Origin of the sequence: Pseudoalteromonas sp. 31A1, assembly GCF_011378815.1 — a bacterium.
In the GTDB taxonomy this organism is placed as follows: Bacteria; Pseudomonadota; Gammaproteobacteria; order Enterobacterales; family Alteromonadaceae; genus Pseudoalteromonas; species Pseudoalteromonas arctica.
The window spans coordinates 79,391-102,108 of record NZ_WTKY01000010.1 but is presented as its reverse complement, the minus strand read 5'-3'; the positions used below and the strand labels follow the sequence as shown (position 1 = coordinate 102,108).

Genomic DNA, 22,718 nt, shown 5'->3' with positions numbered 1-22,718 from the left:
TAGGGAAATAAAAACAACTCAAATGCAGTCACCACCGAATTTGAGTTGCCTTTCACACTGACAACATCTTCACACACAATATAAAGATTTTTGGTTTACACTGCGTGACATTGTAGGGAAATAAAAACAACTCAAATGTAGTCACCACCGAATTTGAGTTGCCTTTCACACTGACAACATCTTCACACACAATATAAAGATTCTTTTAAGCGAGACCAACTTTGCCTCAAGCTTATGACTAGAGCCTTGCTCTGTGTCTATGATTAAACTTTAGAGTGTTAGCTCCAATTTGACAAACGAGAAAAATAAACCTAATAGGTGAAAAAAACTAAACTATAGACGTTTGTCTAATACATTAAGATTGGATTACTTATGAAATAAAAAAGATAAGAGGTTTTACAGACACAAAAAAAGCGCTATAAAGCGCTTTTTAATATTTAAGAGAACTTAAATAATTTGATTTTCTTTCCAGGCTTGCTCTTTAGCTAAACGGTTTTTGCGTTTATCACATGGATCATCGCAATCACAGGCTTTATCAATACCAACCGAACCTAAACCACCACAGCTACTTGCCATAGATTTTTTTTGCACGATCATACCAACGGCCATTGCCGACACTATTAAAATTAGTAAGCCAAAAGTAAGAAGAAAAAGTGACATTGCTTAGCCCCTATTGATCAGCAATTAATTAAACTCAAACATTTTTGAGCAAGTGTTATTATATACCCAAATAATCTGGAAATAAACAAGGCTGCACCATACTATAAATAAGGTTTAAATGCAGGGCTTGAATAAGTAACTAAACCCTCTTCTGATTTACCTATTAAATACACTGGCAAATCGTGCTGCTGAGCATATGCCTGAGCTTTCTCCATACCCATCACAGTAAGAGCAGTCGCTAAACCATCTGCTGTCATAGCGCTTGGATGAAGCACAGTTACCGACACTAAGTCGTGCTTAATAGGCATGCCGGTTACAGGGTCAATTAAATGAGTATAGATCTCCCCATCCATTTTATAAAAAATACGGTAATCACCTGATGTTGCGATCCCACTTGTACCTGGTGATAAAACACGGTGTACTTTACGCTCTCCAGGTTGTGCATCTGGTTGTTCTATCGCAATTTTCCAATCCTGGTTATTTGGCTTTTCACCCGCTATACGTAGCTCACCACCAATCTCAACCATGTAGTTAGTAATACTGTGGCTTTCTAATAGCTGCGCTATTTTGTCGATACCGTAGCCTTTAGCCGTTGCTGAAAACGAAAGCTCTAACCCATTAACTGTTTTAGCTAAACCCTGTTCATTTAAAATAAGCTTATCAATACCTATTTTTTCAACCATTGAAGCAAGCTCTTCATCTGTTGGGCGATTGGTTGGTTTTTTATCAGGACCAAAGCCCCATAAGTCAATGAGAGGTCCCATGGTTACATCAAGTGTTTTAGTTGATTCACCTAAGCGAATAGACTCAGATATAACAGCCCTAAAATCTTCGCTAATTGGCATCACTTGATTTGCAGGTAATCTGTTAAATGTATTTATTTCAGAGTCTTCTATGTAAGTAGACATAGACTGATTTACATCTTTTAAAACAGCGTCTATTTGTAGCTGTAATTGTGAGGCCGATAGCTGGGTTTGCTCATCATAATATTTAATATGATAAGTGGTTCCCATAGTCTTACCTTCTAAAAAGGTTTCCCTCGACTCTGGTTTTTCACCACACCCAGACAGTAATAAGATCAGTGTGATTAGTAAAAAGGCCATTATGCCTTGTGAAGTACTTACTCGATTCATAACAGCTCTACTTAATAGATTGATAAAATTAAAGAATAAAAAAAGCCTCGTAACACAAGTGCTACGAGGCTGGTATTTTAACCAAAACTAAACTGTTTTGGTATTAGTGTTAGCCACCAAAATCATCTAATAAGATATTTTCGTCTTCAACACCTAAATCTTTAAGCATAGTGATAACTGCAGCGTTCATCATTGGAGGACCACACATGTAGTACTCACAATCTTCCGGCGCTTCGTGATCTTTAAGATAGTTCTCAAATAACACGTTATGGATAAAGCCAGTATAGCCTTCCCAGTTATCTTCAGGTTGTGGATCTGAAAGTGCTGTATGCCATACGAAGTTAGGATTTTCAGCCGCTAGGCCGTCAAAATCTTCTACGTAGAACATTTCACGTTCAGAACGTGCACCATACCAAAAGCTCATCTTACGTTTAGAGTTTAAACGTTTAAGTTGGTCAAAGATATGTGAACGCATTGGCGCCATACCAGCACCACCACCAACAAAGATCATTTCTGCATCTGTGTCTTTAGCAAAGAACTCACCAAATGGACCTGAAATAGTTACCTTGTCGCCTTTTGTAAGTGACCAAATGTACGAAGACATTTTACCACATGGCAAGCTTAGGTTTCTCGGAGGCGGAGCAGCAATACGCACGTTAAGCATAATGATGCCTTCTTCTTCTGGGTAGTTAGCCATTGAGTATGCACGAATAGTTTCTTCGTCTACTTTTGACTCCAGATCGAAGAAACCAAAATGGTTCCAGTCGCCACGATATTCTTCAGGAACATCAAAATCTGCATATTTAACATGGTGAGGTGGCGCTTCAATTTGGATGTAACCACCCGCACGGAAAGGCACTGACTCATCACCAGGGATTTGCAGTTTAAGTTCTTTAATGAACGTTGCTTTGTTATCGTTAGAGATAACTTCACAATCCCATTTTTTAACACCGAAAATTGACTCTTCAAGTTCAATTTCCATGTCGTTTTTAACATTTACCTGACACGCTAAACGACAGCCTTCACGGGCTTCACCTTTAGATATGTGATCAAGTTCAGTTGGCAAGATATCGCCGCCACCTTCTTTAATGTGAACACGACACTGACCACAAGAGCCACCGCCACCACAAGCAGATGATACGAAAATACCTGACTCAGATAATGCACTTAAAAGCTTATTACCTGCTGATGTAGTAATGGCTTTGTCTTTATCGCCATTAATACCGATGATGATGTCACCGCTTGCAACTAACTGAGATTTAGCACCAATGATCACTAAAACTAGTAGTACAACGATAGCGATGAAAACACCAACGCCTAAGAAAATCTGATAATCCATGATTTATCCTCGCTACCCTTTACAGTGAAATACCAGAGAATGACATAAAGCCAAGTCCCATTAAACCAACAGTGATGAAGGTAATACCTAAACCACGTAAGCCGTCTGGCACGTCTGAATATTTCAGTTTCTCACGGATACCTGCAAGTAATGTAATTGCAAGTGCCCAACCAACACCAGCGCCAATACCATAAACAACAGACTCGCCGAAGTTATAGTTACGCTCAACCATGAATGATACCGCACCAAATATTGCACAGTTAACTGTGATAAGTGGTAAGAAGATACCTAACGCGTTGTATAGTGCAGGGAAAAACTTATCTAATGCCATTTCAAGTATTTGCACTAGTGCTGCAATAACACCAATGAAAGTTAAGAAACGTAAAAAGCTAAGATCTGCATCCGGGTAACCTAACCAAGTAAGTGAACCGGGTGCAAGTACCGCATGGTAAACCAAGTTGTTAACAGGTACAGAAATACCCAATACAACTATAACCGCTATACCTAGGCCAATTGATGTAGTTACTTTTTTAGATACTGCTAAAAAAGTACACATGCCTAAGAAGAATGACAACGCTAAGTTCTCAATAAAAACGGCTTTTACAAATAAACTAATATAATGTTCCACTATCTGCCCCTTACGCTTTAGCTTCTACTTGGTCTTTCTTATAAGTACGAAGTACCCATATGAATAAACCAATGATGAAGAATGCACTCGGTGGTAAGATCAATAGACCCATAGGCTGATACCAACCGCCATCTTGTACTAATGGGATAATATCAACACCGAATAGTGAACCCTTACCGAATAGCTCACGAATGAAACCAACAGTAAGTAGTACTACAGAATAGCCTAAGCCATTACCAATACCGTCAAGGAAAGACATAATTGGTGGCGACTTCATCGCATATGCTTCAGCACGACCCATTACGATACAGTTAGTAATGATTAGACCAACGAATACAGAAAGCTCTTTTGCCGTAGCGTAAGAGAATGCCTGTAATACTTGGTCAACAACGATTACCAATGATGCAATAATTGTCATTTGTACGATGATACGAACAGATGATGGGATCTGGTTACGAATAAGCGAGATAAAGAAGCTCGAAAATGCTGTTACTAGTGTCAATGCAATTGACATGATTAACGCATTTTTTAAGCTAGACGTTACCGCTAGCGCTGAACAAATACCAAGTACTTGTAGTGCGATTGGGTTGTTAGCTAAAACCGGACCAAATAGGACCGCCTTCATTTCTTTAGTATCAGCCATTATTTCAATGCTCCTTTACGTACTTTCGCAAGGAAAGGGCCAAAGCCATTTTCGCCAGTCCAAAAATCAACTGCATGATCAACACCGTTAGACGTTAATGTAGCACCTGAAAGACCATCGATCTTATGCTCATCATTGCCCGCAGTACCTTTAACAATTTGAATTGGAAGTTCTTTACCTTCCCATGTAGCCGTCCACTGTGGATTCTGAATTTCGCCACCTAGACCAGGGGTTTCATTATGCTTGTAAAAGATAATGCTCTTAACTGTTTCAGCATCGCTTTCAAGCGAGATAAAACCATACATTAAGCCCCATAAGCCGTAGCCTTGGATAGGAAGAATGATTGCATCAACTGAGCCATCTTCTTTTTTAGAGATATACACCGGCGACTCTTTAGTCACACGTTGAATACCAGCAATATCTTTAACGCCTTTCTCTTTAAGAGAAACACTTAGCGCTGCATCATATTTGCTTTTTTCAAAGTCAAAGATTGTTGGGTCTGTATCTACAAACTCACCTGTAGTCATGTTTACAACGCGCGCTTCGATTTTTGCATCAAATGTTTCTAAAACATTTTCAACTTTATCGATACCCGCAGCAGCCAAGATATTACTTTGAATATCTTTTTCTTTATTAGCTTGCTGTAAAGGACGAAGCTGTACAGAAGCAAACGATACGATGATTGCACACACTAAACATAGTGCGACAACAACTGATAACGTTTTACCGATTGATTCGTTATTACTAGACATTACGTGCCAACCTCCGCTTAATATTAGCCTGCACTACAAAGTGATCGAACAGTGGAGCGAATAAGTTAGCAAATAAGATTGCTAGCATCATACCTTCTGGGAAAGCAGGATTCACAACACGTATCATAACCACCATAAAGCCAATTAATAGACCATATGCTAATTTACCTTTGTCAGTAAATGCAGCTGATACAGGGTCAGTAGCCATAAAGAACATACCGAACGCAAAGCCACCAAGTACTAAATGCCAATACCAAGGCATTGCAAATACAGGGTTAGTTTCTGAGCCAACAGCATTTAGTAAAAATGCAGTTGCTACCATACCTAGGAATACACCTAGTACGATGCGCCAAGAAGCGATACGAACGTAAATTAAGAACAAACCACCTACTAATAATGCAAGTGTAGATGTTTCACCTACAGAACCTTGAATGAAACCGTAAAACGCATTCCACCATAATTCCATGTTTGCAAAATCAAGTGTGCCAGCAAATGCTTGGCCTAGCATAGTTGCACCAGAGAAAGAATCTACTGCTGTCCATACTGTGTCACCCGAGATTTGAGCTGGGTATGCGAAGAATAAGAACGCACGACCGGCTAAAGCAGGGTTTAAGAAGTTACGGCCAGTACCACCAAAGATTTCTTTAGCGATTACTACACCAAACGTAATACCTAATGCAACTTGCCATAAAGGAATCGTTGCAGGCAAAATAAGTGCGAATAATACTGAAGTAACGAAGAAACCTTCGTTAATTTCATGCTTACGCACAGAAGCAAATATTACTTCCCAAAAACCACCTACTGCAAATGTTACCGCGTAGATAGGCAGGAAGAAACATGCTCCATAGAACATCTTAGCGCCCCAGCCTGCATCAGCGGTTAATTCACCACCGAATAACTGGAACAAACCAACTTGCCACGTGTTTGCTAGTTCAAAACCTTGTGCTAAAGCACCTGCGGCCTGATGGCCGATATTGAACATACCAAAAAACATAGCTGGGAACGTCGCCATCCACACTAAAATCATCATGCGTTTTAGGTCGATATTATCGCGTACGTGTGTCGCGCCTTTATTTACGTAGCCTGGTGTATAAAAAATAGTTGCAGCTGCTTCATACAGTGCATAAAACTTCTCATATTTACCACCGGCTTCAAAATTCGGCTCGATATCTTCTAGATATTTTTTTAAACCCATCTCTCTAGCCTTCCTTCTCGATCGTAGTTAAGCAATCGCGTAGGATAGAACCATACTCGTATTTGCCTGGACAAACGAAGGTACATAACGCTAAATCTTCTTCATCAAGTTCAAGCGCGCCCAATGAAATTGCACTGTCTAAATCGCGTGCAATTAAGTCACGTAATAATAGAGTAGGCAAAATATCTAGCGGCATTACGCGCTCGTAGCTACCAATTGGTACCATGGCACGTTTTGAACCACCTGTTGACGTTGTCATTTTAAATAAACGACTCGGCGCAAGGTGAGAAAGGAATGTACGCGTTACAGAGAATTTATCACTACCTGGTGCAATCCAGCCAAACAATTCTTTTTCGCGACCCTCAAGTAAAACAGATACTTGAACGTGGTAACGACCTAAGAATGCATGAACACCGTTTGAAATAGAACCAGATAAAACAGAACCAGAAATAACACGGTTATCTCCGTCTTCTAGCTCACCAGCCACTAAATCATCCAATGAAGCACCTAGTTGTGTTTTCACTAAACGTGGGTTTTTAACGCGAGGACCTGCAAGCGAAATAACACGATTTGTGTAAATTTCACCAGTAAGGAATAAGTGACCATACGCAATAACGTCTTGGTAACCAATATGCCAAACTTGTTTGCTAACAGAAACTGCATCAAGATGATGGATATGAGTGCCAACGAGGCCAGCCGGATGCACACCACCAAACTCATGTACTTCTACTTGAGCTATAGATGAGCTAGGAACTTGGCTACCTGCTTTTTTACACACAAATACTTTGCCATCGGTCAAACGCGAAATAACAGCAAGACCCGCTTCAAATGCTTGCGCATTTTCGGCAATTATTACTGCAGGATCTGCAGCTAATGGGTTTGTGTCAGTTGCGGTCACAAAAATAGAACTAGGATTTGCATCCACAGCCGCTACTTTGCTGAATGGGCGAACACGAAGTGCTGTCCATTGACCAGACTGGATAAGTACTTCTTTGGCTTTTTCACGCTCTAAGCTCGCAAGCTCGTCTGCTTTGAAAGAGTCAAAGGTGATTTGCTCACTGCCTGTTACTTCAATAACAACAGATTGCAGCACACGTTTAGCACCACGATTTATTTCTTTTACTGTGCCAGAAGCTGGAGCAGTAAATAGGACGCCTGGGTTCTTTTTATCTTCAAAAAGTACCTGGCCTTTTTTGACTTGGTCATCCACACGAACATGCATGGTTGGACGCATACCGATAAACTCTTCACCAAGCACAGCTACACGTTTGACAGCAGAACCGTCATGTATAACTTGCTGTGGCGAGCCCTCTAAGGGTAAATCCAGACCTTTTTTTATATTGATCATACGCACTTGCATTACATTAAAGGAAAGAAACTGAAAAATCGTATCAACCACGTCGCCATTTGAGTTATTCCAAGTTATATCAAGGTACAAAAGAGCAGCTTGCTAGAAATATCAAACAAGCAACGTAGTAAAACTCATCACATATTGTCGAGATTTTAACATCATTTTAGATGACTATGCGAGTGTATTTATAAAAATTATACGACAGAAACACTTATTTGGTTTTGTTAAGTGACTTTAATTAAAATCAAGTTAGACCAAAGTGGTAGCCTAAGCAATTATTGTTCCTGATTTCATCGTAAATTAAACAAATCGCATAATATAAAAAAGCCGCTATAGCGGCTTTAATACCTAGGACCTGTTGACCTTTCAGGATTAAAATTTGTTCAATCTAGGGGCTATTTAATCGCGGCGTGAGGTTTGTAACCTAGTGGGCTAAGTAAAAACCGAGCAAAGCTTCCGCGTCCTGCTCACGCCCCTTACCTACATCCATTTAGGCAACAAAGAGTAAATAGCCCCTAGGCAGAACCCTTTGGGCAGCGCATGTTTGGCATTAATGCTACGTTATCGCCCATTTATGGGGAATAACCACACTACGTAGGCTCTGCCTTGCCTAAATACCAAACAGACTGCTGCAAATTTAACCTCGAAAGATAAACAGGCCCTAAGCTCTGTTAGTCAATCATATTAGCAATTGGCTTAACTGAACCTATGTCTTGCTCGTAGTCAACACCGTCTATACCAAAACCAAATAAGCGTAAAAACTCATTATGGTAACCAACATAGTCTGTTAGCTCATCAAGGCTGCTTGTATCAACACTATCCCATACAGCTTGAACGCGTGCTTGCACATCGTCCTCTAGCTCTTTGTAGTTTTGGAATAAATGCCCGCCGTCGTCAAAACGAGGCGATTCACCATACAAGTTTTCACTAAATAATGCGTGAATTTGCTCAATAGTGCCTTCGTATGTGCCATCTGCTTTCATAACTTTAAATAAAGCAGAAATATATAACGGCATTATAGGAATAGCAGAACTTGCTTGGGTTACTACTGCATTAAGTGATGAAACATACGCCTCACCCTTTAAATTTTTTGTTGATTCTTTAATAGCAGCCGTTGCACGGTCTAAGTCTTCTTTAGCCTTACCAATAGTCGCGTGTCCGTATATTGGCCATGTTAACTCTTTACCAATATAAGTGTACGCAGTCGTTTTAAAGTTATCGGCTAATACATCTGCTTCTTTTAATGCGTCTATCCACATTTCCCAATCTTCACCACCCATTACTTTAATGGTGTTGTCGATATCGTCTTGATTTGCAGCTTCAACCGTAATTTCATCAATTTCACGCTTTGATGTATTTAAGTTTTTTGTTGTTACGGCATTACCAATTGGCTTAAGTGTAGAAGAAAACACTTCACCGGTATTTGGATCAGTACGACGAGGAGACGCTAAGCTGTAAATAATACAATCTACTTTGCCCAAGTCAGCTTTAATGGTGTCGATTGCTTTTTGCTTGATTTCGTTAGAAAACGCATCGCCATTAATATTTTTAGACCAAAGGCCCGCTTCGTCTGCTGCATCTTGAAAAGCAGCGGTATTGTACCAACCAGCAGAACCTGTTTTACGCTCTGTACCCTCTTTTTCAAAGAAAATACCTAATGTTTTAGCACCACCACCAAACGCAGCAGTAATGCGCGATGCCAAGCCGTAGCCTGTTGATGCGCCAATAACTAATACATTTTTTGGTGCGCTTTTTAATGCACCCTGTTGTTTTACATAGTTAATTTGTTCTTGAACATGCTCTGCACAACCAGCTGGGTGTGCGTTTGTGCAGATAAATCCACGAATTTTAGGCTTAATGACCATTGATCATCCTATATCTTTTACAATAAAAATTAGCGCTAGTTTAAAGGCTAATACTAAAAACACTGATCTGATCAGTTAAACACCGACCAAATTCCCTATTTATTTTAGTTAAGCTTTGAGCCGCCCATACAATTAGGAGAATCAGGCGCTTCACCGCCCTGCTCTGTATATTCGTCTGGTGTATATGTATGAATAGCGAGTGCATGAATATGATTTGCTAATTCATCTTTTAAAATTTCGTTAATTTCACGATGGCGTTGTAATAAGCGCTTACCCGCGAACTCTTCGCTAACCACTATAACTTTAAAATGCGACTCAGTACCGGCACTGTGCATATGACTTTCATTGATTACGTTTAAATGTTTACACGCAATGGCGCTGCTTATTTTTTCTTGGATCTGTTGCTGCATTGACATAAAAGACCATTTTAATTAGCTAATTAATAGGCTTACTATAACAAGTTAAATTAACTAACTAAATTGCTTTTGCTTAATGTGCTTAATAAATCGGTAAGTTAAACTTATTCGCGGGTGCGCAAGCGTTGTTTGCTTGGGTATTGCATGTTGATAATCTCGTTGACTGTCTCCATTCATTATTAGGCAACTACCGCTTTGTAACTTTAAATCAGTCACTTTATTACTCGCTTTGTGCTTTAACTTTAAAACCCTATCAGCTCCTAGCGACACACACACAATTGTTGGTTTATCACCAAGCTCTATTTCATCATCACTGTGCCACCCCATCGTATCATTTCCGTCTCGGTAATAATTAACCAGTAGTGAGTTTAGAGGCTGATTTAAATGTGCTTCTAATCGCTTTCGCATATTAAGTAGAAACTCATCCCACGGTTCTACTATTTGCTTACTACTTGAATAGCCGTATTCAATATTTAAATCGCTCATGAAGCATTGAAGTCGTGGAATGGGTCCTGTTTTGCCATAAACGGTTACATCGGGCTGTTGCCAATGTAGGTTTTTCTGCAAATAATAAAACAGATCGAGGCTTTTTTGCGCACTAAGTGCCCTACTTTGATAAGAAAAGCCATTTGGTAACTGTTGGGGGTTGGCGTTTTGCCGTTGCATGTTAGAATTTACCTACATTAGATTACTGATCAACGAACCATTATGACGACGCAAGCCCAGCTAGGCGATAAAACCTTTACTCTTGAACGCTTTCCATTGGATCAAAAAAACCGCAGCTTACAAGCTTGGGATTCGGCAGATGAGTACCTTATCAATTATGTTAACGAACATCACCCTGATTGTCGCTCATTGCTTATTCTAAACGATAGCTTTGGTGCACTTGCTTGTTATTTTAATAAGTTAACGGTTTGTTCAGTTAATGATTCTTATATTAGCCACCAAGCTGCGGCTTATAACTTACAAGAAAACAAATTGCCTACTACAGATTTTACACAAGTAGATAGTTTGTCGGCATTACCAGAAGACGTTGATTTAGTACTTATTAAAATCCCTCGTAATGTGGGTTTTTTACAGTTCCAATTAAGTGAACTTAGTGAAGTACTTGCGCCTGGTACACCAGTAATTGCGGCAGGTAAAACAAAAGAAATTCATAATTCAACAATAAAATCATTTGAGCAATTTATTGGTGAAACAACAACAAGCCTAGCAGTTAAAAAGTCTCGCCTTATATTAAGCACAGCTAAAGGCGGATATAAAGCAGCAGACTTCCCTATAACATGGGAGCTTGAAGGTACTGAGTTTAATATAACAAATCATGCAAATGTGTTTTCGCGTGATTCGTTAGATATTGGTGCGCGCTTCTTTTTTAACTACTTACCAGAAACACCTAAAGCTAAAAGCATTATTGATTTAGGCTGTGGTAACGGCGTTGTTGGATTAATGACGCTTGCTCGTTGCCCTAATGCATCAATTACCTTTGTTGATGAGTCTTACATGGCAGTAGAGTCAGCCCGGTTAAATGTAGAAATTAACCTAGGCGATAAGTTTGATAACTGTGAGTTCATCGAAAACGATTGTTTAACAGGCTTTGAAAGAGACAGTGTGGATATGGTGCTTTGTAATCCTCCATTTCACCAAGCTCAAGCTGTTACCGATCACATTGCTTGGCAAATGTTTAAACAAGCAAAAGATACTTTAAAAGAAGGCGGCGAGCTGCGTATTATTGGTAATCGTCATTTAGATTATCACGATAAATTAAACCGTATGTTCGGAAACTGTAAGTTGTTAGGCTCAAACAAAAAGTTTGTCGTTCTAAGTGCAACTAAAAATAGTGGAATGCTATAAATGAAATTAACAAACATTATAATTGGGTGTTGTGTATTACTAATACTTGGTGGCTGTGCGAATCAGCCTAGCCAAGTAATACTCAATCCTGTTTATAAAAGTGGTCAAATAAGCACTATAAATAGTAGCTTAAGCACCAGTGTAATTGATTTACGTGGCGACTCATCAACACTTAAACTTATTGAATCAGACAAAGCTAAAACCTTTGCAAGCCAAGGTCTTACTGAATCAGTTAAAAGTGTTTTAGACAGCGCCCTTAGCCGCAATGGTGCCAGCATTTCTAACTTGGCAACTGTTCGCTTTGAAGTAGATATTCATGCACTGCAGGCTGTTGTGACCGAAAAACTTGTGAGCCATACCAGCGAAGCCCATATAGAGCTTGGCGTGCGCGTTATTCGCGCCTCAAGTAATTTTAGTAAAGTGTATAGAGGCAGTGCGAATTTAGAAGGCCCGTTTAGTCACGAGCGAGCAAAAATAGAAGGTCAGCTCAATAAGTTGACTGAGCAAATTATTACCCGCATTGTATCTGACCCTGAATTAATAGAATTTTTAGAAGGTTAACTATGAAACGACTTTTTTTAATCTGCTTAGGCCTATTTTTTAGTTTAAGTAGCTTGGCAGCCCAAGAAGGCCGCTTTGTTCAAAAAGATAATATTTTTCCACGCGTCGAAATCGTAACGACAATGGGCAGTATTGTTGTTGAACTCGACCGTTCGAGAGCGCCTATTACGGTCAATAACTTTTTAACTTACGTGTCAGATAAAAGCTATCAAGGCAGTGTTTTTCATCGTATTGAGCGCGATGTGGAAAATGACCGCGACTTTGTTATTCAAGGTGGTGGCTACGATAAAGATTACGACGGCTTACACGAAAACGATCCTATTTTTAATGAAAGTGGCAATGGTTTAAAAAATGATATGTACAGCATTGCTATGGCGTATCAAGACCGTGAACCTCACTCGGGAACACGCCAATTCTTTTTTAATATGGATAACAACGATCACTTAAACCCAGGTAAAGATTGGGGATTCGCAGTATTTGGTAATGTAATGGATGGCTACGAGACCCTTGATAAGATCATGGCTGTTGAAACAGGATTTAATGAAAAAATTGGTTACGATTTTGTTCCTAAAAAACCAGTGGTCATCTTAAATATTAAAATGCTTGAACAAGTTCCACTGTAATTTTTTTAAGAGCAGCTTAGCTGCTCTGCATCTAAGCCAATGAAGGCCCTATGAGCAAATCTCTCTCTATTAGCGAATATTTTTCTTACTTTAAAGACAAACGCTTAATCCATATTTTTATATTTGGTATGAGTAGCGGTTTTCCGTGGGTATTAATTGGCTCTGTTATGTCGGCTTGGCTAAAGGATGAAGGGCTAAGCCGCAGCATGATTGGCCTATTCGGCATTGTATTTGGCGCTTACAGTATCAATTTTTTATGGTCACCGCTCATTGACCGTACAAAACTCCCTATTTTATATAAATGGCTAGGCCAACGTCGTAGTTGGATACTATTTTGCCAGAGCTTTATTTTTATTGGCACCTTATTATTAGCTGGGCTTGATTTAAAAGCTAATTTAGCAATTGTTGCTGCAATTTGTTTGTTAATCGCCATTGCTTCTGCAACGCAAGACATTGCTATTGATGCATTCAGAATAGACACACTTAAAGCAAACGAATCTCACAAAGCAACAGCGGCAGCCGCTATGGCAACGTCTGGTTGGTGGACAGGTTATGCGCTTTTAGGTGCAATTCCATTTTATATGGCTGATATCCCCTCGCTCGACTGGCCACAAATTTATTACTTTTTAGCTGCTGTAATGCTGCTGCTAATGAGTGGAGCATTGTTTGCAAAAGAACCTGAATCAAATAGAGAAGCGGTACATGCAGAGCTTGAACGTGTGTACCTTGAAAAACTGTCCTCTACAAAACAAACCCCTCTTACAAAAACTGTTGCGTGGCTCGCGGTAACCGTTATTGATCCCTTTAGAGCTTTTTTTACTAAAAATGGCGTTAAAACGGCACTGGCATTACTTGCGTTTATTTTCTTATTTAAAATAGGCGAAGCGTTTTTAGGGCGAATGTCGATTGTTTTTTATAAAGAAATTGGTTTTAGCAATAGCGATATAGCTACATTTTCAAAGGTAGGTACTGCCGTACTTACAATCATATTTACCTTTGTTGGCAGTTTATTTAATCAAAAATATGGCATTGTTAAGGGTTTATTTGTTAGTGGCATTGCGATGGCGGCCTCAAACTTAGCCTTTTCGTGGATTGCTTTAGTTGGCCCTGATTTAAGACTGTATGCCTTTGCTATTGTTATTGACGGGTTTACGCAAGCATGGTCGCTGGTCGCTATGGTGGCCTTTATATCGATGTTATGCGATAGAGCATTTAGTGCAACACACTATGCATTACTGGCGTCATTAGGGAATTTAGGACGAACATTACTTTCGAGCTACAGTGGTGTAGTAATTGATGATTGGTTAATGGGAAATTGGTCGCTGTTCTTTGTTTTAACAGCCTTGATGGTTATACCTTCGCTGATATTTTTATACCTGATTAGGCATAAATTATATGAGCTTGAGAAAAATTATCATAAAAATATTTAATGCATCCCTGCATTAACATATTACTTAGCACTATCAAGTGCCCCTTAAAGTGTACTAAGCAATGTTTGAGTTAATCTACTTTTAGCAAGCTAAGTGCTTCATGTGGATCAACTTCTAGAGCTGTACAATAACGAACAAACTCAATCACATCTAAACGGCGTTCTTGATTTTCAATCTTGCCGATAAACGAATGAGGCGTTCCCAGCACTTGTGCTAGGCTTCGCATTGTATGACCCTTTTCGTGGCGCTTACTTTTAAGCCACTTTGTTAGCTTTGCATTTTCTTCAGAAGAAACTGTTTTGCCCATCATTTTACATCTCCTACTAGATGATTTGACGTACCTATTAAAGCAGTAGTCTCTATCAATAGCTGTAGGCAAGTAAGCAGTCATACCATATTTTCAATAGCAAGCTATTGCTTAACAAAGCATGTGTTGCTACTCACTCCACCAATATAGCTAAAAAACTACGCTAATAATGTGGTAAAGATTTGTTTTTATTGAGAATGAAATTTTGCCCGTCTCATTCTTGGATACATTATATACTATTAACACTTTGGTTAAATAACTAATTACATACTCGGTACAAATATGAACACGAGTGAATATTTATAAACGCTGAATATTGACCTAAGTACTCAAAAAGTATTAATAAATTAATTTCTAGTTATAAAATATTTAAATGAATTTTTATAACAATTTTGTTCCAATTTATCGTCACATGTTTATGATTAAGCAATAATTAGCACCAAAAAGGCCGAATAATGTTCAGACTTCTTTTTTTATTACCGATTGTGTTGTGCTTGGGTTGGTACTTTTTTTTGCGCCACAACGGCGTACCAATTAAGCAAGGCAAAAAAGGCTTCATATACATTTTAGCGTTTTCTACTTTTGTACTTGGCTTTTTTGTATTGATAATGCAAATAACTGAATACGCCCCAACCGATTTGTAGGCATTAAAAAAGCCGCAAAGCGGCTTCATTCTATTTAGCGTTTGGCTGTTAAACGCTAAAGCTTGCACCACAACCACAGGTTGTTGTTGCATTAGGATTAGATACAAAAAAGCGTGCGCCTTCTAATCCTTCAGTGTAATCAACTTCACCGTCAACCAAATATTGAATGCTCATTGGATCGATCACGAGTGTTACACCATTTTTTACAATTTCTAAATCGCCAGGATTCGCTTTTTCATCAAAAGTAAAACCATATTGAAAACCAGAACAACCACCACCTGTTACATAAACACGCAGTTTTAAATCTGGATTTTCTTCTTCGTCGATTAACTGTTTAACGCGAACAGCAGCTGCATCGCTGAACTTAATTGGTAATTCTTCAGACATTTTAAAACCCTCAATATCGCAATGGCGTGATTATCTAATACCCGAGTGTTTTAATCAAGTATAGTAAAACAACTCTTTACTCTAAGTTATACCTATAAATTAGTAAAAAAGTGGCTAAACATTAGCTCACTAAAATAATACTTAAGCAAACTAAAAGCGACCCTTGTAAACTATAAATTCATTAAAAATTTTAGTTATAAAAAATAGGTCTTAATCTTTACTGCAAATTGTTAATATAAGTTACGAAAAATTCAAAATCACAAGGACTTAACTAAACTCTTTTGCTAAAATGCTGCTGAAAAATGCGGCGAGGAAATAATGCATGTGGCTTGAGCAACTCAGGCGTCGACTGGCAAAACCTAAAACATCTGTACAATTATGCTTATTAGGCGTAGTTGCCGGATTAATTGCTGCATTTTTTATTATTTTATTTCGCTTAACTATTTTGTTTTTTCAAAGCTTATTTTTGGAAACACCTGACGACTTTACTACCCTACCCACTCTTGAACGCGTTTTAATGCCATTAATAGCCGCATTTTTAATTGCGTGCTTTGCTGCATTTACTGGCTTTAAACATTACCGTTTAGGCATTCCTTTTGTTATTCATCGTATTAAACGCCATTACGGGCAAATGCCTTTATACAATACGGTTAATCAATTTGTTGGTGGCGCACTTGCACTCATTAGCGGTTTTTCGGTTGGCCGAGAAGGGCCTTCCGTACATATGGGCGCAACAGGTGCGAGTATTTTAGCGGATAAACTACATTTACCGCATAACGCCATGCGTACTTTAAGTGGTTGCGGCGTTGCAGCAGGTATAGCCGCTTCGTTTAATACCCCACTTGCAGCCGTTATTTTTGTAATGGAAGTGGTACTTCGAGAATATAAAGTACACATATTTGTGCCAATCATGCTTGCTGCTGTTACTGGTGCACTCGCTACGCAGTTTGTTTTTGGTGAAGGCTCTGAACTTGCACTCATTACAATAGCGCCATTAAGTGGTTGGCATTACCCTTATTTAATATTATGCGGTATGGCGCTGGGCGCTATAGCATTTAGCTTTAATCAAAACTTAATGCTAATTATTAAAACATTTAAACCTTTAAGTATGTTTCCTCGTTTACTAATCGCAGGCTGTATTGCCAGCTTGATAGCTTACGCGGTGCCTCATGCTATGGGTTCTGGTATGAGTGCGATTACTATCGCGGTTGAATCGCCTGATAACGTAAAGCTGCTTACTACCATTTTAATAGCTAAACTACTTGCCACATTGTTTGCTATTGGTTTGGGTATTCCTGGTGGTTTAATTGGTCCGGTAATTGGGCTTGGTGTATTAATTGGGACATTAATGGCCTTTTTTGCTCAATATATTAGCCCGGGTACTGATATTGCGGGTACGTATGGGGTTTTAGGTATGGCTGGATTATTAGCGGCTACACTGCATGCACCACTTGCTGCATTAACAACAGTAATGGAGCTTACATCATCACCTGAAATAATCGTTCCTGCGATGATAGTTATAACCACTGCATATGTAACTGCATTACAATTTTTTGGAAATCGCTCCATATTTTTGCAACAATTAGATTTTCAGGGATTGCCGTACCATGTATCTCCCGCTACCGAAGCATTACAAAAAGTGGGAATAATGGATGATATGGATGAAGACTTTAAATTGCTTTACTCAGACGATAAAGAGCAAATAAAAAATACGCTTGATGCCATGGATAGCCAAACACCCTTGATTGTTTTTGACGAAGAAAATGGCTATCGCCTCGCTGAATACGATTTAACGCTAATGTCTGATGAAGCAATAAATATAAATTACATTAGCTTGCAGGGCATCAGCAGCCAAGCCACCCTAGCCGATGCATTCGATATACTAAAAGATAAAAGAAGTGGCGCGCTTTACGTTTATAACCTTTTAGATAATCAACAAATTATGGGGCTATTACGCTGGGATCAAATTCATCATATTTTAACCATTCGTAACAGCTTACTTTAAGCAATAAGGACTATTATGAGCGCATTATTGATTTATAAAACACTCCACATATTTTTTATGATTGCGTGGTTTGCCGGTATTTTTTACTTGCCTCGATTATTTGTATATCACGCAATGAGCGAAGAAAGATCATGTAACTCTATGCTTAAAGTTATGGAGCGCAGGTTACTTTATTTCGTAACCCCATTTGCTGTTTTAACGGCTGTATTTGGTGTGTTAACCATTGTTGAATATGGTCGTGATTGGTTTAAATACAGTATGTGGCTACATTACAAACTTGTACTGGTAATTATTTTATACCTATACCACGGCTACTGTTTTAAGTTATTAAGTGACTTTAAACATGACCGAAACACTAAAACAGACCGCTTTTACCGTATTTTTAATGAGCTCCCTGTTATTGCGCTGCTCATCATAGTGGCACTTGCGGTAATAAAACCTAATTTATAAGCGTTTCGGTGCATGTTAAACTGCGCTGCAATTTACAATACTTGCTATAACACGCGCGATTGCGTGCTCCATTTATGGATTATCGCGCCCATTTGATTGATTAGGAATTACCCCATGTTAAGTTTCCAAGGCGAACATATACTGTCTGTAAATCAGCTAGACAGAGACTGCATTGAACGTATTTTTGCAGTAGCTAAAAAAATGGAGCCTTATGCTAAAAAACAAAAGCAAACAACGGTGCTTAAAGGCGCTATTTTAGCTAATTTGTTTTTTGAACCAAGTACTCGCACGCGAGTTAGCTTTGGTACCGCCTTTAACTTACTAGGCGGTGGTGTACGTGAAACTACAGGTATGCAAAGCTCAGCGCTTGCAAAAGGTGAATCACTTTACGATACCGCGCGCGTTATTTCAGCTTACGCCGATGCTGTTGCTATGCGCCACCCCGATGCAGGCTCAGTAAGTGAATTTGCTGATGGCTGTACTGTGCCAGTTATTAATGGCGGCGACGGCCCAAATGAGCACCCGACTCAAGCATTACTTGATTTATTAACCATTGAGCGTGAATTACACCGTTTTGATCAAAATATTGATGGCATGCATATAGCGCTTGTGGGTGATTTAAAATATGGTCGCACAGTGCATTCTCTATCAAAGCTATTGTGCCATTATAAAAACGTAAAGTTTTCGATGGTCGCGCCTGATGGCCTACAAATGCCAACGAGCATTTTAGATGCCGTAGAAAATGCAGGACACAAAATTGAGCTAGTAAACAAGATGGAAGGTAATTTAGCCGCCGATATTGTCTACCAAACACGTATTCAAGAAGAGCGCTTTCCTTCACAAGAAGAAGCAAATAAATACCGTGGCGGTTTTAGAATTAGCCAATCTATTTACAGCGCTCATTGCAAACCTAACTCTGTGTTAATGCATCCGTTACCACGTGATAGTCGCTTAGAAGCCAACGAGCTTGATAACGACTTAAACAGTAACGACAATTTAGCAATATTCCGCCAAGTACAAAATGGCGTATTAATTCGTATGGCACTGTTTGCTTTAACACTCGGCGTAGAAAATAAAGTCGATAAGTATGAAGTGGACGTACCTTGGTTTAGCCGCAAACGCGACAGCTAAACCCTCTTTAAGTGACAATTTATAGGATTTTTCATGACAATTAGCCAAGACTTATTTGAACGCGCTCAAGCCTCTATTCCAGGTGGCGTAAACTCGCCAGTTCGTGCTTTTAACGGTGTAGGCGGTACGCCGCTATTTATTACAAAAGCAGAAGGCGCGTTTACATTTGATGCCGACGGTAATCGTTACATTGATTATGTTGGCTCTTGGGGGCCTATGATCATGGGCCATAACCACCCTGCAATTAAACAAGCCGTGCACGAAGCAGTAGAAAATGGCCTTAGCTATGGCGCGCCAACTGAAGCCGAAATACTAATGGCTGAAAAAGTAAAAGAGCTGGTTCCATCAATCGAAAAAGTACGCATGGTTAGCTCAGGCACTGAAGCAACAATGAGTGCAATTCGTTTAGCGCGTGGCTTTACCGGCCGCGATAAAATATTAAAATTTGAAGGTTGTTACCACGGCCATGCTGACTCGTTATTAGTTAAGGCAGGCTCTGGTGCACTAACAATGGGCGTACCTAATTCTCCTGGTATTCCTGAGGACTTTGCTAAGCATACACTTACTGTGTCGTTTAATAACCTAGATGAAGTAAAAGCTATTTTTGCAAAATACGCTGACGAAATTGCCTGTATTATTGTAGAGCCAGTAGCCGGTAACATGAACTGCATTCCACCAGTACCTGGCTTTTTAGAAGGTTTGCGTGATGTGTGTGACGAATATAAATCAGTACTTATTTTTGATGAAGTAATGACGGGTTTTCGTGTTGCACTTGGCGGCGCTCAAGCGTATTACAACATTAATCCAGACCTTACGTGTTTAGGTAAAGTCATTGGCGGCGGCATGCCCGTTGGCGCGTTTGGTGGTAAAACCGAAATAATGGATTACATTGCGCCTGTGGGCCCTGTTTACCAAGCGGGTACTCTTTCTGGTAACCCTATTGCGATGGCTGCAGGTTTAAAATCACTTGAGCTATTATGTGAGCCAGGTCTACACGATAAGTTAGAAGCAACGTCTAAAGCAATTTGTGAAGGCTTTGAAGCTGGCGCTAAAAAAGCAGACATTGCATTAACAACTAATTATGCTGGCGGCATGTATGGATTCTTTTTTACTGATGCTGAAAAAGTAACGACATACAAACAAGCTACTGAATGCGACCTAGAGCGCTTCAAACGTTTTTTCCACCTTATGCTTGAAGAAGGTGTGTACCTTGCTCCATCAGCATTTGAAGCTGGTTTTGTATGTGCTGCGCATACTGAGCAAGAAGTAAAAGAAACAATAGCGGCAGCAGAACGCTCGTTTGCTAAACTTTAAGTTAAAATTACTTTTTATATTTTATAAGCGCTTGTTTTTACAGTGTGTAATTAAGACTAAAGATTGAAAAAAGCCCGAAAGGGCTTTTTTTATTTGTAAAGTACTATAAATGAATGATAATTAAGCATAACAAGGTCTATTCACCTTTACCCTAATTACAAAAATACAAGAGAGCCTTATGTCAGGATTACGCCAATTTTCTTTTCCCGCTATCCAGCTAATGGCAAATTTAAAATACAAAACTAAAATCAGCTTAATGTTTGGAATTTTACTCGTTCCTCTCGCACTTAGCTTGTTTTTTTTAGTCTCATTATTAAGTGAAAGTATCGCTGTTTCAAAAATGCAGCAACAAGGTTTAAAAGGCTACAGGTCAATACTCTCAAATCAAATGCAGGGGGAAGCAAATCAAAATATAAAAATAGCTCGCTCACTCGGTTTTGATATAAAAGACGATCAAGCAAATGATGTACTTGAACTTGTTTCTATTCAGTCTAACTTAGCATTAGATAGCCAGTTAGCTAGTGCTTACGTAAACCGCTCTTTAGTCACGCCAATTCCTGCACTTATAATGCAAATAAACTCGACAGCGCAAAGCGCAAATACTGTTTTGGCAAGTAATCGTTTTACGCCAGATACGTTTATAGCACTTTCAAATTTTAGTAAGTCACTTCCTTTATACGAAAAACAACTCGATAAAATACTCAATGTAGCCACCAATGCAGACAAATCAGTAAATAAAGCGCTCATGCCCTCGTTAGATAATTTACACAGTGCTGTTGGCGCATTTAAAAAAGCGATAGATGAAAAACTACTTGAGCCAGACGATATTTTATTAACTCAATCAGAATTTACTAAACTAACAAACAATGTTCACAGCAGTATTAATCAACTTGTTAGTAAGAGTATTCCAACGCTTGAGAGCCTTATTGAAGCAAAACTGCAAACTCAACAGTGGACTCGAAATCTTGTTTTAGCCGCTTCATTGATTAGTTTGTTATTTGCATTTTATTTAATGATTGGTTTTTATTTTGCAGTTGTTGATACCATTAATCGCTTTGCTGATGCAGCGAATAGAGCCGCGAATGGCGACTTAAATGCCACTATCGATTCGAGCACTAATGATGAAATGGGAATTATTGCATCGCGCTACAACGCATTACTTAATGCATTTTCACATTTATTAATTGATGTTAAAGCAAGTACAGAAGAGCTATGCGGCGCAACTAAATCGCTATCACATGCGAGTAGCCAAACAAGCAATGATGTTTCAAAACAGCAAATCCGAGTAAATGCCATTTATAATGCACTCAGCGAAATGGCTCAAAACGCACTTGCAGTTGAAGAGTCAGCCCATCAAGCAACGCTTACCGCGCAAGATGCTGCTGCGCATGTAAAACAAGGTTCAGACAATACAATGGAGCTTGCTAAATATATGCAAGATCTACAAATTGAATTTGCAGAGAGCCAACAAGCGCTCGATAAGCTAGCACAAGATAGCCAAGAAATTAGCAAAGTAAGTAAAGGTATTAGTGAGATAGCCGATCAGACAAACTTGCTTGCACTAAATGCCGCTATTGAAGCTGCACGAGCTGGCGAGCATGGTCGAGGCTTTGCCGTTGTAGCTGATGAAGTAAGAACTCTTGCTCAGCGTACACAAACACAAACACAAGAAATTCATCAAATTATTAGCTCCTTACAACAAGCATCTGACGACACTCAGCAAAAAATGCGTTCAAGTGTTGAAAAAATGGAGCAATCGGTAAAAGCAGCCAATCAAACCAATGAAGTATTGCAAAGCGCAGAGCAAAGTATGGGCGACATTAAACATCAAGGTGAAGTTATTGCAGAGCGTGTTAAACAGCAGTCAAATGCGACAACACAAGCATTAAATGATTCGCAAGAGGTGAGTAATTTAGCAGATCAAACGCTAACATCAGCTCAATCAACGCTGCAAGATGCACAGCAGCTAAGTCGCTTATCTAATGATTTAACCAAATCAATGCAGTTTTTTAAATCTTAAGCGTTAACTACAA

23 protein-coding genes are annotated in these 22,718 nt (G+C 39.2%); 10 read left to right on the top strand and 13 right to left on the bottom strand.

Annotation, left to right across the window (positions count from 1 at the left end):
* Nucleotides 1-447: 447 nt before the first annotated feature.
* The 11 genes from nqrM to GQR52_RS11140 all read right to left on the bottom strand — a co-directional run bounded on the left by nqrM (nt 448) and on the right by GQR52_RS11140 (nt 10,648).
* Nucleotides 448-660, bottom strand: a complete 213-nt coding sequence (gene nqrM / locus GQR52_RS11190; RefSeq protein WP_007376137.1) for a (Na+)-NQR maturation NqrM — start codon at nt 658-660, stop codon at nt 448-450.
* A 101-nt stretch (nt 661-761) separates the two neighbouring features.
* A complete protein-coding gene (locus GQR52_RS11185) occupies nt 762-1,793 on the bottom strand; it encodes an FAD:protein FMN transferase (protein ID WP_165728485.1) in 1,032 nt (343 codons plus the stop codon).
* A gap of 109 nt (nt 1,794-1,902) precedes the next feature.
* Entirely contained in the window at nt 1,903-3,132 is a 1,230-nt protein-coding gene (gene nqrF / locus GQR52_RS11180) for an NADH:ubiquinone reductase (Na(+)-transporting) subunit F (RefSeq protein ID WP_007584893.1), read from the bottom strand.
* A 19-nt stretch (nt 3,133-3,151) separates the two neighbouring features.
* A complete protein-coding gene (nqrE, locus tag GQR52_RS11175) occupies nt 3,152-3,760 on the bottom strand; it encodes an NADH:ubiquinone reductase (Na(+)-transporting) subunit E (protein WP_002958896.1) in 609 nt (202 codons plus the stop codon).
* A gap of 10 nt (nt 3,761-3,770) precedes the next feature.
* On the bottom strand, nt 3,771-4,403 hold the full coding sequence (locus GQR52_RS11170) for an NADH:ubiquinone reductase (Na(+)-transporting) subunit D (RefSeq protein ID WP_007584891.1): 633 nt from the start codon (nt 4,401-4,403) through the stop codon (nt 3,771-3,773).
* Complete coding sequence (locus tag GQR52_RS11165) at nt 4,403-5,155, bottom strand: Na(+)-translocating NADH-quinone reductase subunit C (protein WP_165728484.1); 753 nt, start codon at nt 5,153-5,155, stop codon at nt 4,403-4,405. Before GQR52_RS11165 ends, GQR52_RS11170 begins: the two co-directional genes overlap by 1 nt.
* Nucleotides 5,148-6,350 (bottom strand): NADH:ubiquinone reductase (Na(+)-transporting) subunit B, encoded by a 1,203-nt coding sequence (locus tag GQR52_RS11160; RefSeq protein WP_010555189.1) that lies wholly within the window; start codon nt 6,348-6,350, stop codon nt 5,148-5,150. The genes GQR52_RS11165 and GQR52_RS11160 overlap by 8 nt, the downstream gene beginning before the upstream one ends.
* Nucleotides 6,351-6,354: 4 nt before the next feature.
* A complete protein-coding gene (locus GQR52_RS11155) occupies nt 6,355-7,698 on the bottom strand; it encodes a Na(+)-translocating NADH-quinone reductase subunit A (protein WP_165728483.1) in 1,344 nt (447 codons plus the stop codon).
* A gap of 674 nt (nt 7,699-8,372) precedes the next feature.
* Complete coding sequence (gene fabV, locus GQR52_RS11150) at nt 8,373-9,566, bottom strand: enoyl-ACP reductase FabV (protein WP_165728482.1); 1,194 nt, start codon at nt 9,564-9,566, stop codon at nt 8,373-8,375.
* 104 nt (nt 9,567-9,670) lie between these two features.
* Nucleotides 9,671-9,982, bottom strand: a complete 312-nt coding sequence (locus tag GQR52_RS11145) for a BolA family protein (RefSeq protein ID WP_165728481.1) — start codon at nt 9,980-9,982, stop codon at nt 9,671-9,673.
* Between the two features lie 54 nt (nt 9,983-10,036).
* A complete protein-coding gene (locus GQR52_RS11140; protein ID WP_165728480.1) occupies nt 10,037-10,648 on the bottom strand; it encodes an alpha-ketoglutarate-dependent dioxygenase AlkB in 612 nt (203 codons plus the stop codon).
* Between the two features lie 42 nt (nt 10,649-10,690).
* Between GQR52_RS11140 and GQR52_RS11135 the strand changes: the two genes are divergently transcribed.
* From GQR52_RS11135 to GQR52_RS11120, 4 genes are read left to right on the top strand one after another with little or no spacing between them, the layout of a single operon-like run.
* The gene (locus GQR52_RS11135; protein ID WP_165728479.1) at nt 10,691-11,833 is read left to right on the top strand and encodes a methyltransferase; all 1,143 of its coding nucleotides are present in this window, start codon (nt 10,691-10,693) and stop codon (nt 11,831-11,833) included.
* Nucleotides 11,834-12,394: a YajG family lipoprotein gene (locus GQR52_RS11130; protein WP_165728478.1), complete on the top strand. Its 561-nt coding sequence runs from the start codon at nt 11,834-11,836 to the stop codon at nt 12,392-12,394.
* Nucleotides 12,395-12,396: 2 nt separating this feature from the next.
* Nucleotides 12,397-13,017 carry a peptidylprolyl isomerase gene (locus GQR52_RS11125; RefSeq protein ID WP_165728477.1) on the top strand — a complete coding sequence of 207 codons (621 nt, stop codon included), beginning with the start codon at nt 12,397-12,399 and terminating at the stop codon, nt 13,015-13,017.
* Nucleotides 13,018-13,067: 50 nt separating this feature from the next.
* The gene (locus tag GQR52_RS11120; protein WP_007584875.1) at nt 13,068-14,447 is read left to right on the top strand and encodes an MFS transporter; all 1,380 of its coding nucleotides are present in this window, start codon (nt 13,068-13,070) and stop codon (nt 14,445-14,447) included.
* Nucleotides 14,448-14,517: 70 nt separating this feature from the next.
* Here the strand turns inward: GQR52_RS11120 and GQR52_RS11115 are convergent, their stop codons facing one another.
* A complete protein-coding gene (locus GQR52_RS11115; protein ID WP_007584874.1) occupies nt 14,518-14,757 on the bottom strand; it encodes a helix-turn-helix transcriptional regulator in 240 nt (79 codons plus the stop codon).
* Nucleotides 14,758-15,209: 452 nt separating this feature from the next.
* Here GQR52_RS11115 and GQR52_RS11110 point away from each other — a divergent pair, with 452 nt between their 5' ends.
* Nucleotides 15,210-15,398, top strand: coding sequence for a hypothetical protein (locus GQR52_RS11110; RefSeq protein ID WP_165728476.1), 189 nt, complete (start codon nt 15,210-15,212; stop codon nt 15,396-15,398).
* Nucleotides 15,399-15,446: 48 nt separating this feature from the next.
* On the opposite strand, the gene erpA is transcribed toward GQR52_RS11110, so the two are convergent.
* On the bottom strand, nt 15,447-15,785 hold the full coding sequence (erpA, locus tag GQR52_RS11105) for an iron-sulfur cluster insertion protein ErpA (protein WP_002958911.1): 339 nt from the start codon (nt 15,783-15,785) through the stop codon (nt 15,447-15,449).
* A 322-nt stretch (nt 15,786-16,107) separates the two neighbouring features.
* Between erpA and GQR52_RS11100 the strand changes: the two genes are divergently transcribed.
* From GQR52_RS11100 to GQR52_RS11080, 5 genes are all read left to right on the top strand, one after another.
* Complete coding sequence (locus GQR52_RS11100; RefSeq protein ID WP_007584866.1) at nt 16,108-17,790, top strand: chloride channel protein; 1,683 nt, start codon at nt 16,108-16,110, stop codon at nt 17,788-17,790.
* Between the two features lie 15 nt (nt 17,791-17,805).
* Nucleotides 17,806-18,240 (top strand): CopD family protein, encoded by a 435-nt coding sequence (locus GQR52_RS11095; RefSeq protein ID WP_007584864.1) that lies wholly within the window; start codon nt 17,806-17,808, stop codon nt 18,238-18,240.
* Nucleotides 18,241-18,354: 114 nt separating this feature from the next.
* Nucleotides 18,355-19,371, top strand: coding sequence for an aspartate carbamoyltransferase (locus GQR52_RS11090; protein WP_007584862.1), 1,017 nt, complete (start codon nt 18,355-18,357; stop codon nt 19,369-19,371).
* Between the two features lie 33 nt (nt 19,372-19,404).
* Entirely contained in the window at nt 19,405-20,685 is a 1,281-nt protein-coding gene (gene hemL / locus GQR52_RS11085) for a glutamate-1-semialdehyde 2,1-aminomutase (protein WP_165728475.1), read from the top strand.
* A 178-nt stretch (nt 20,686-20,863) separates the two neighbouring features.
* On the top strand, nt 20,864-22,705 hold the full coding sequence (locus GQR52_RS11080) for a methyl-accepting chemotaxis protein (protein WP_024608758.1): 1,842 nt from the start codon (nt 20,864-20,866) through the stop codon (nt 22,703-22,705).
* Nucleotides 22,706-22,718: the final 13 nt, after the last annotated feature.

Bases quoted from the DNA above. Each gene is read 5' to 3' on its own strand.
- nqrM (WP_007376137.1), bottom strand. From the start codon at position 660: ATGTCACTTTTTCTTCTTACTTTTGGCTTACTAATTTTAATAGTGTCG.
- GQR52_RS11185 (WP_165728485.1), bottom strand. From the start codon at position 1,793: ATGAATCGAGTAAGTACTTCACAAGGCATAATGGCCTTTTTACTAATC.
- nqrF (WP_007584893.1), bottom strand. From the start codon at position 3,132: ATGGATTATCAGATTTTCTTAGGCGTTGGTGTTTTCATCGCTATCGTT.
- GQR52_RS11170 (WP_007584891.1), bottom strand. From the start codon at position 4,403: ATGGCTGATACTAAAGAAATGAAGGCGGTCCTATTTGGTCCGGTTTTA.
- GQR52_RS11165 (WP_165728484.1), bottom strand. From the start codon at position 5,155: ATGTCTAGTAATAACGAATCAATCGGTAAAACGTTATCAGTTGTTGTC.
- GQR52_RS11160 (WP_010555189.1), bottom strand. From the start codon at position 6,350: ATGGGTTTAAAAAAATATCTAGAAGATATCGAGCCGAATTTTGAAGCC.
- GQR52_RS11155 (WP_165728483.1), bottom strand. From the start codon at position 7,698: ATGATCAATATAAAAAAAGGTCTGGATTTACCCTTAGAGGGCTCGCCA.
- fabV (WP_165728482.1), bottom strand. From the start codon at position 9,566: ATGGTCATTAAGCCTAAAATTCGTGGATTTATCTGCACAAACGCACAC.
- GQR52_RS11145 (WP_165728481.1), bottom strand. From the start codon at position 9,982: ATGTCAATGCAGCAACAGATCCAAGAAAAAATAAGCAGCGCCATTGCG.
- GQR52_RS11140 (WP_165728480.1), bottom strand. From the start codon at position 10,648: ATGCAACGGCAAAACGCCAACCCCCAACAGTTACCAAATGGCTTTTCT.
- GQR52_RS11135 (WP_165728479.1), top strand. From the start codon at position 10,691: ATGACGACGCAAGCCCAGCTAGGCGATAAAACCTTTACTCTTGAACGC.
- GQR52_RS11130 (WP_165728478.1), top strand. From the start codon at position 11,834: ATGAAATTAACAAACATTATAATTGGGTGTTGTGTATTACTAATACTT.
- GQR52_RS11125 (WP_165728477.1), top strand. From the start codon at position 12,397: ATGAAACGACTTTTTTTAATCTGCTTAGGCCTATTTTTTAGTTTAAGT.
- GQR52_RS11120 (WP_007584875.1), top strand. From the start codon at position 13,068: ATGAGCAAATCTCTCTCTATTAGCGAATATTTTTCTTACTTTAAAGAC.
- GQR52_RS11115 (WP_007584874.1), bottom strand. From the start codon at position 14,757: ATGATGGGCAAAACAGTTTCTTCTGAAGAAAATGCAAAGCTAACAAAG.
- GQR52_RS11110 (WP_165728476.1), top strand. From the start codon at position 15,210: ATGTTCAGACTTCTTTTTTTATTACCGATTGTGTTGTGCTTGGGTTGG.
- erpA (WP_002958911.1), bottom strand. From the start codon at position 15,785: ATGTCTGAAGAATTACCAATTAAGTTCAGCGATGCAGCTGCTGTTCGC.
- GQR52_RS11100 (WP_007584866.1), top strand. From the start codon at position 16,108: ATGTGGCTTGAGCAACTCAGGCGTCGACTGGCAAAACCTAAAACATCT.
- GQR52_RS11095 (WP_007584864.1), top strand. From the start codon at position 17,806: ATGAGCGCATTATTGATTTATAAAACACTCCACATATTTTTTATGATT.
- GQR52_RS11090 (WP_007584862.1), top strand. From the start codon at position 18,355: ATGTTAAGTTTCCAAGGCGAACATATACTGTCTGTAAATCAGCTAGAC.
- hemL (WP_165728475.1), top strand. From the start codon at position 19,405: ATGACAATTAGCCAAGACTTATTTGAACGCGCTCAAGCCTCTATTCCA.
- GQR52_RS11080 (WP_024608758.1), top strand. From the start codon at position 20,864: ATGTCAGGATTACGCCAATTTTCTTTTCCCGCTATCCAGCTAATGGCA.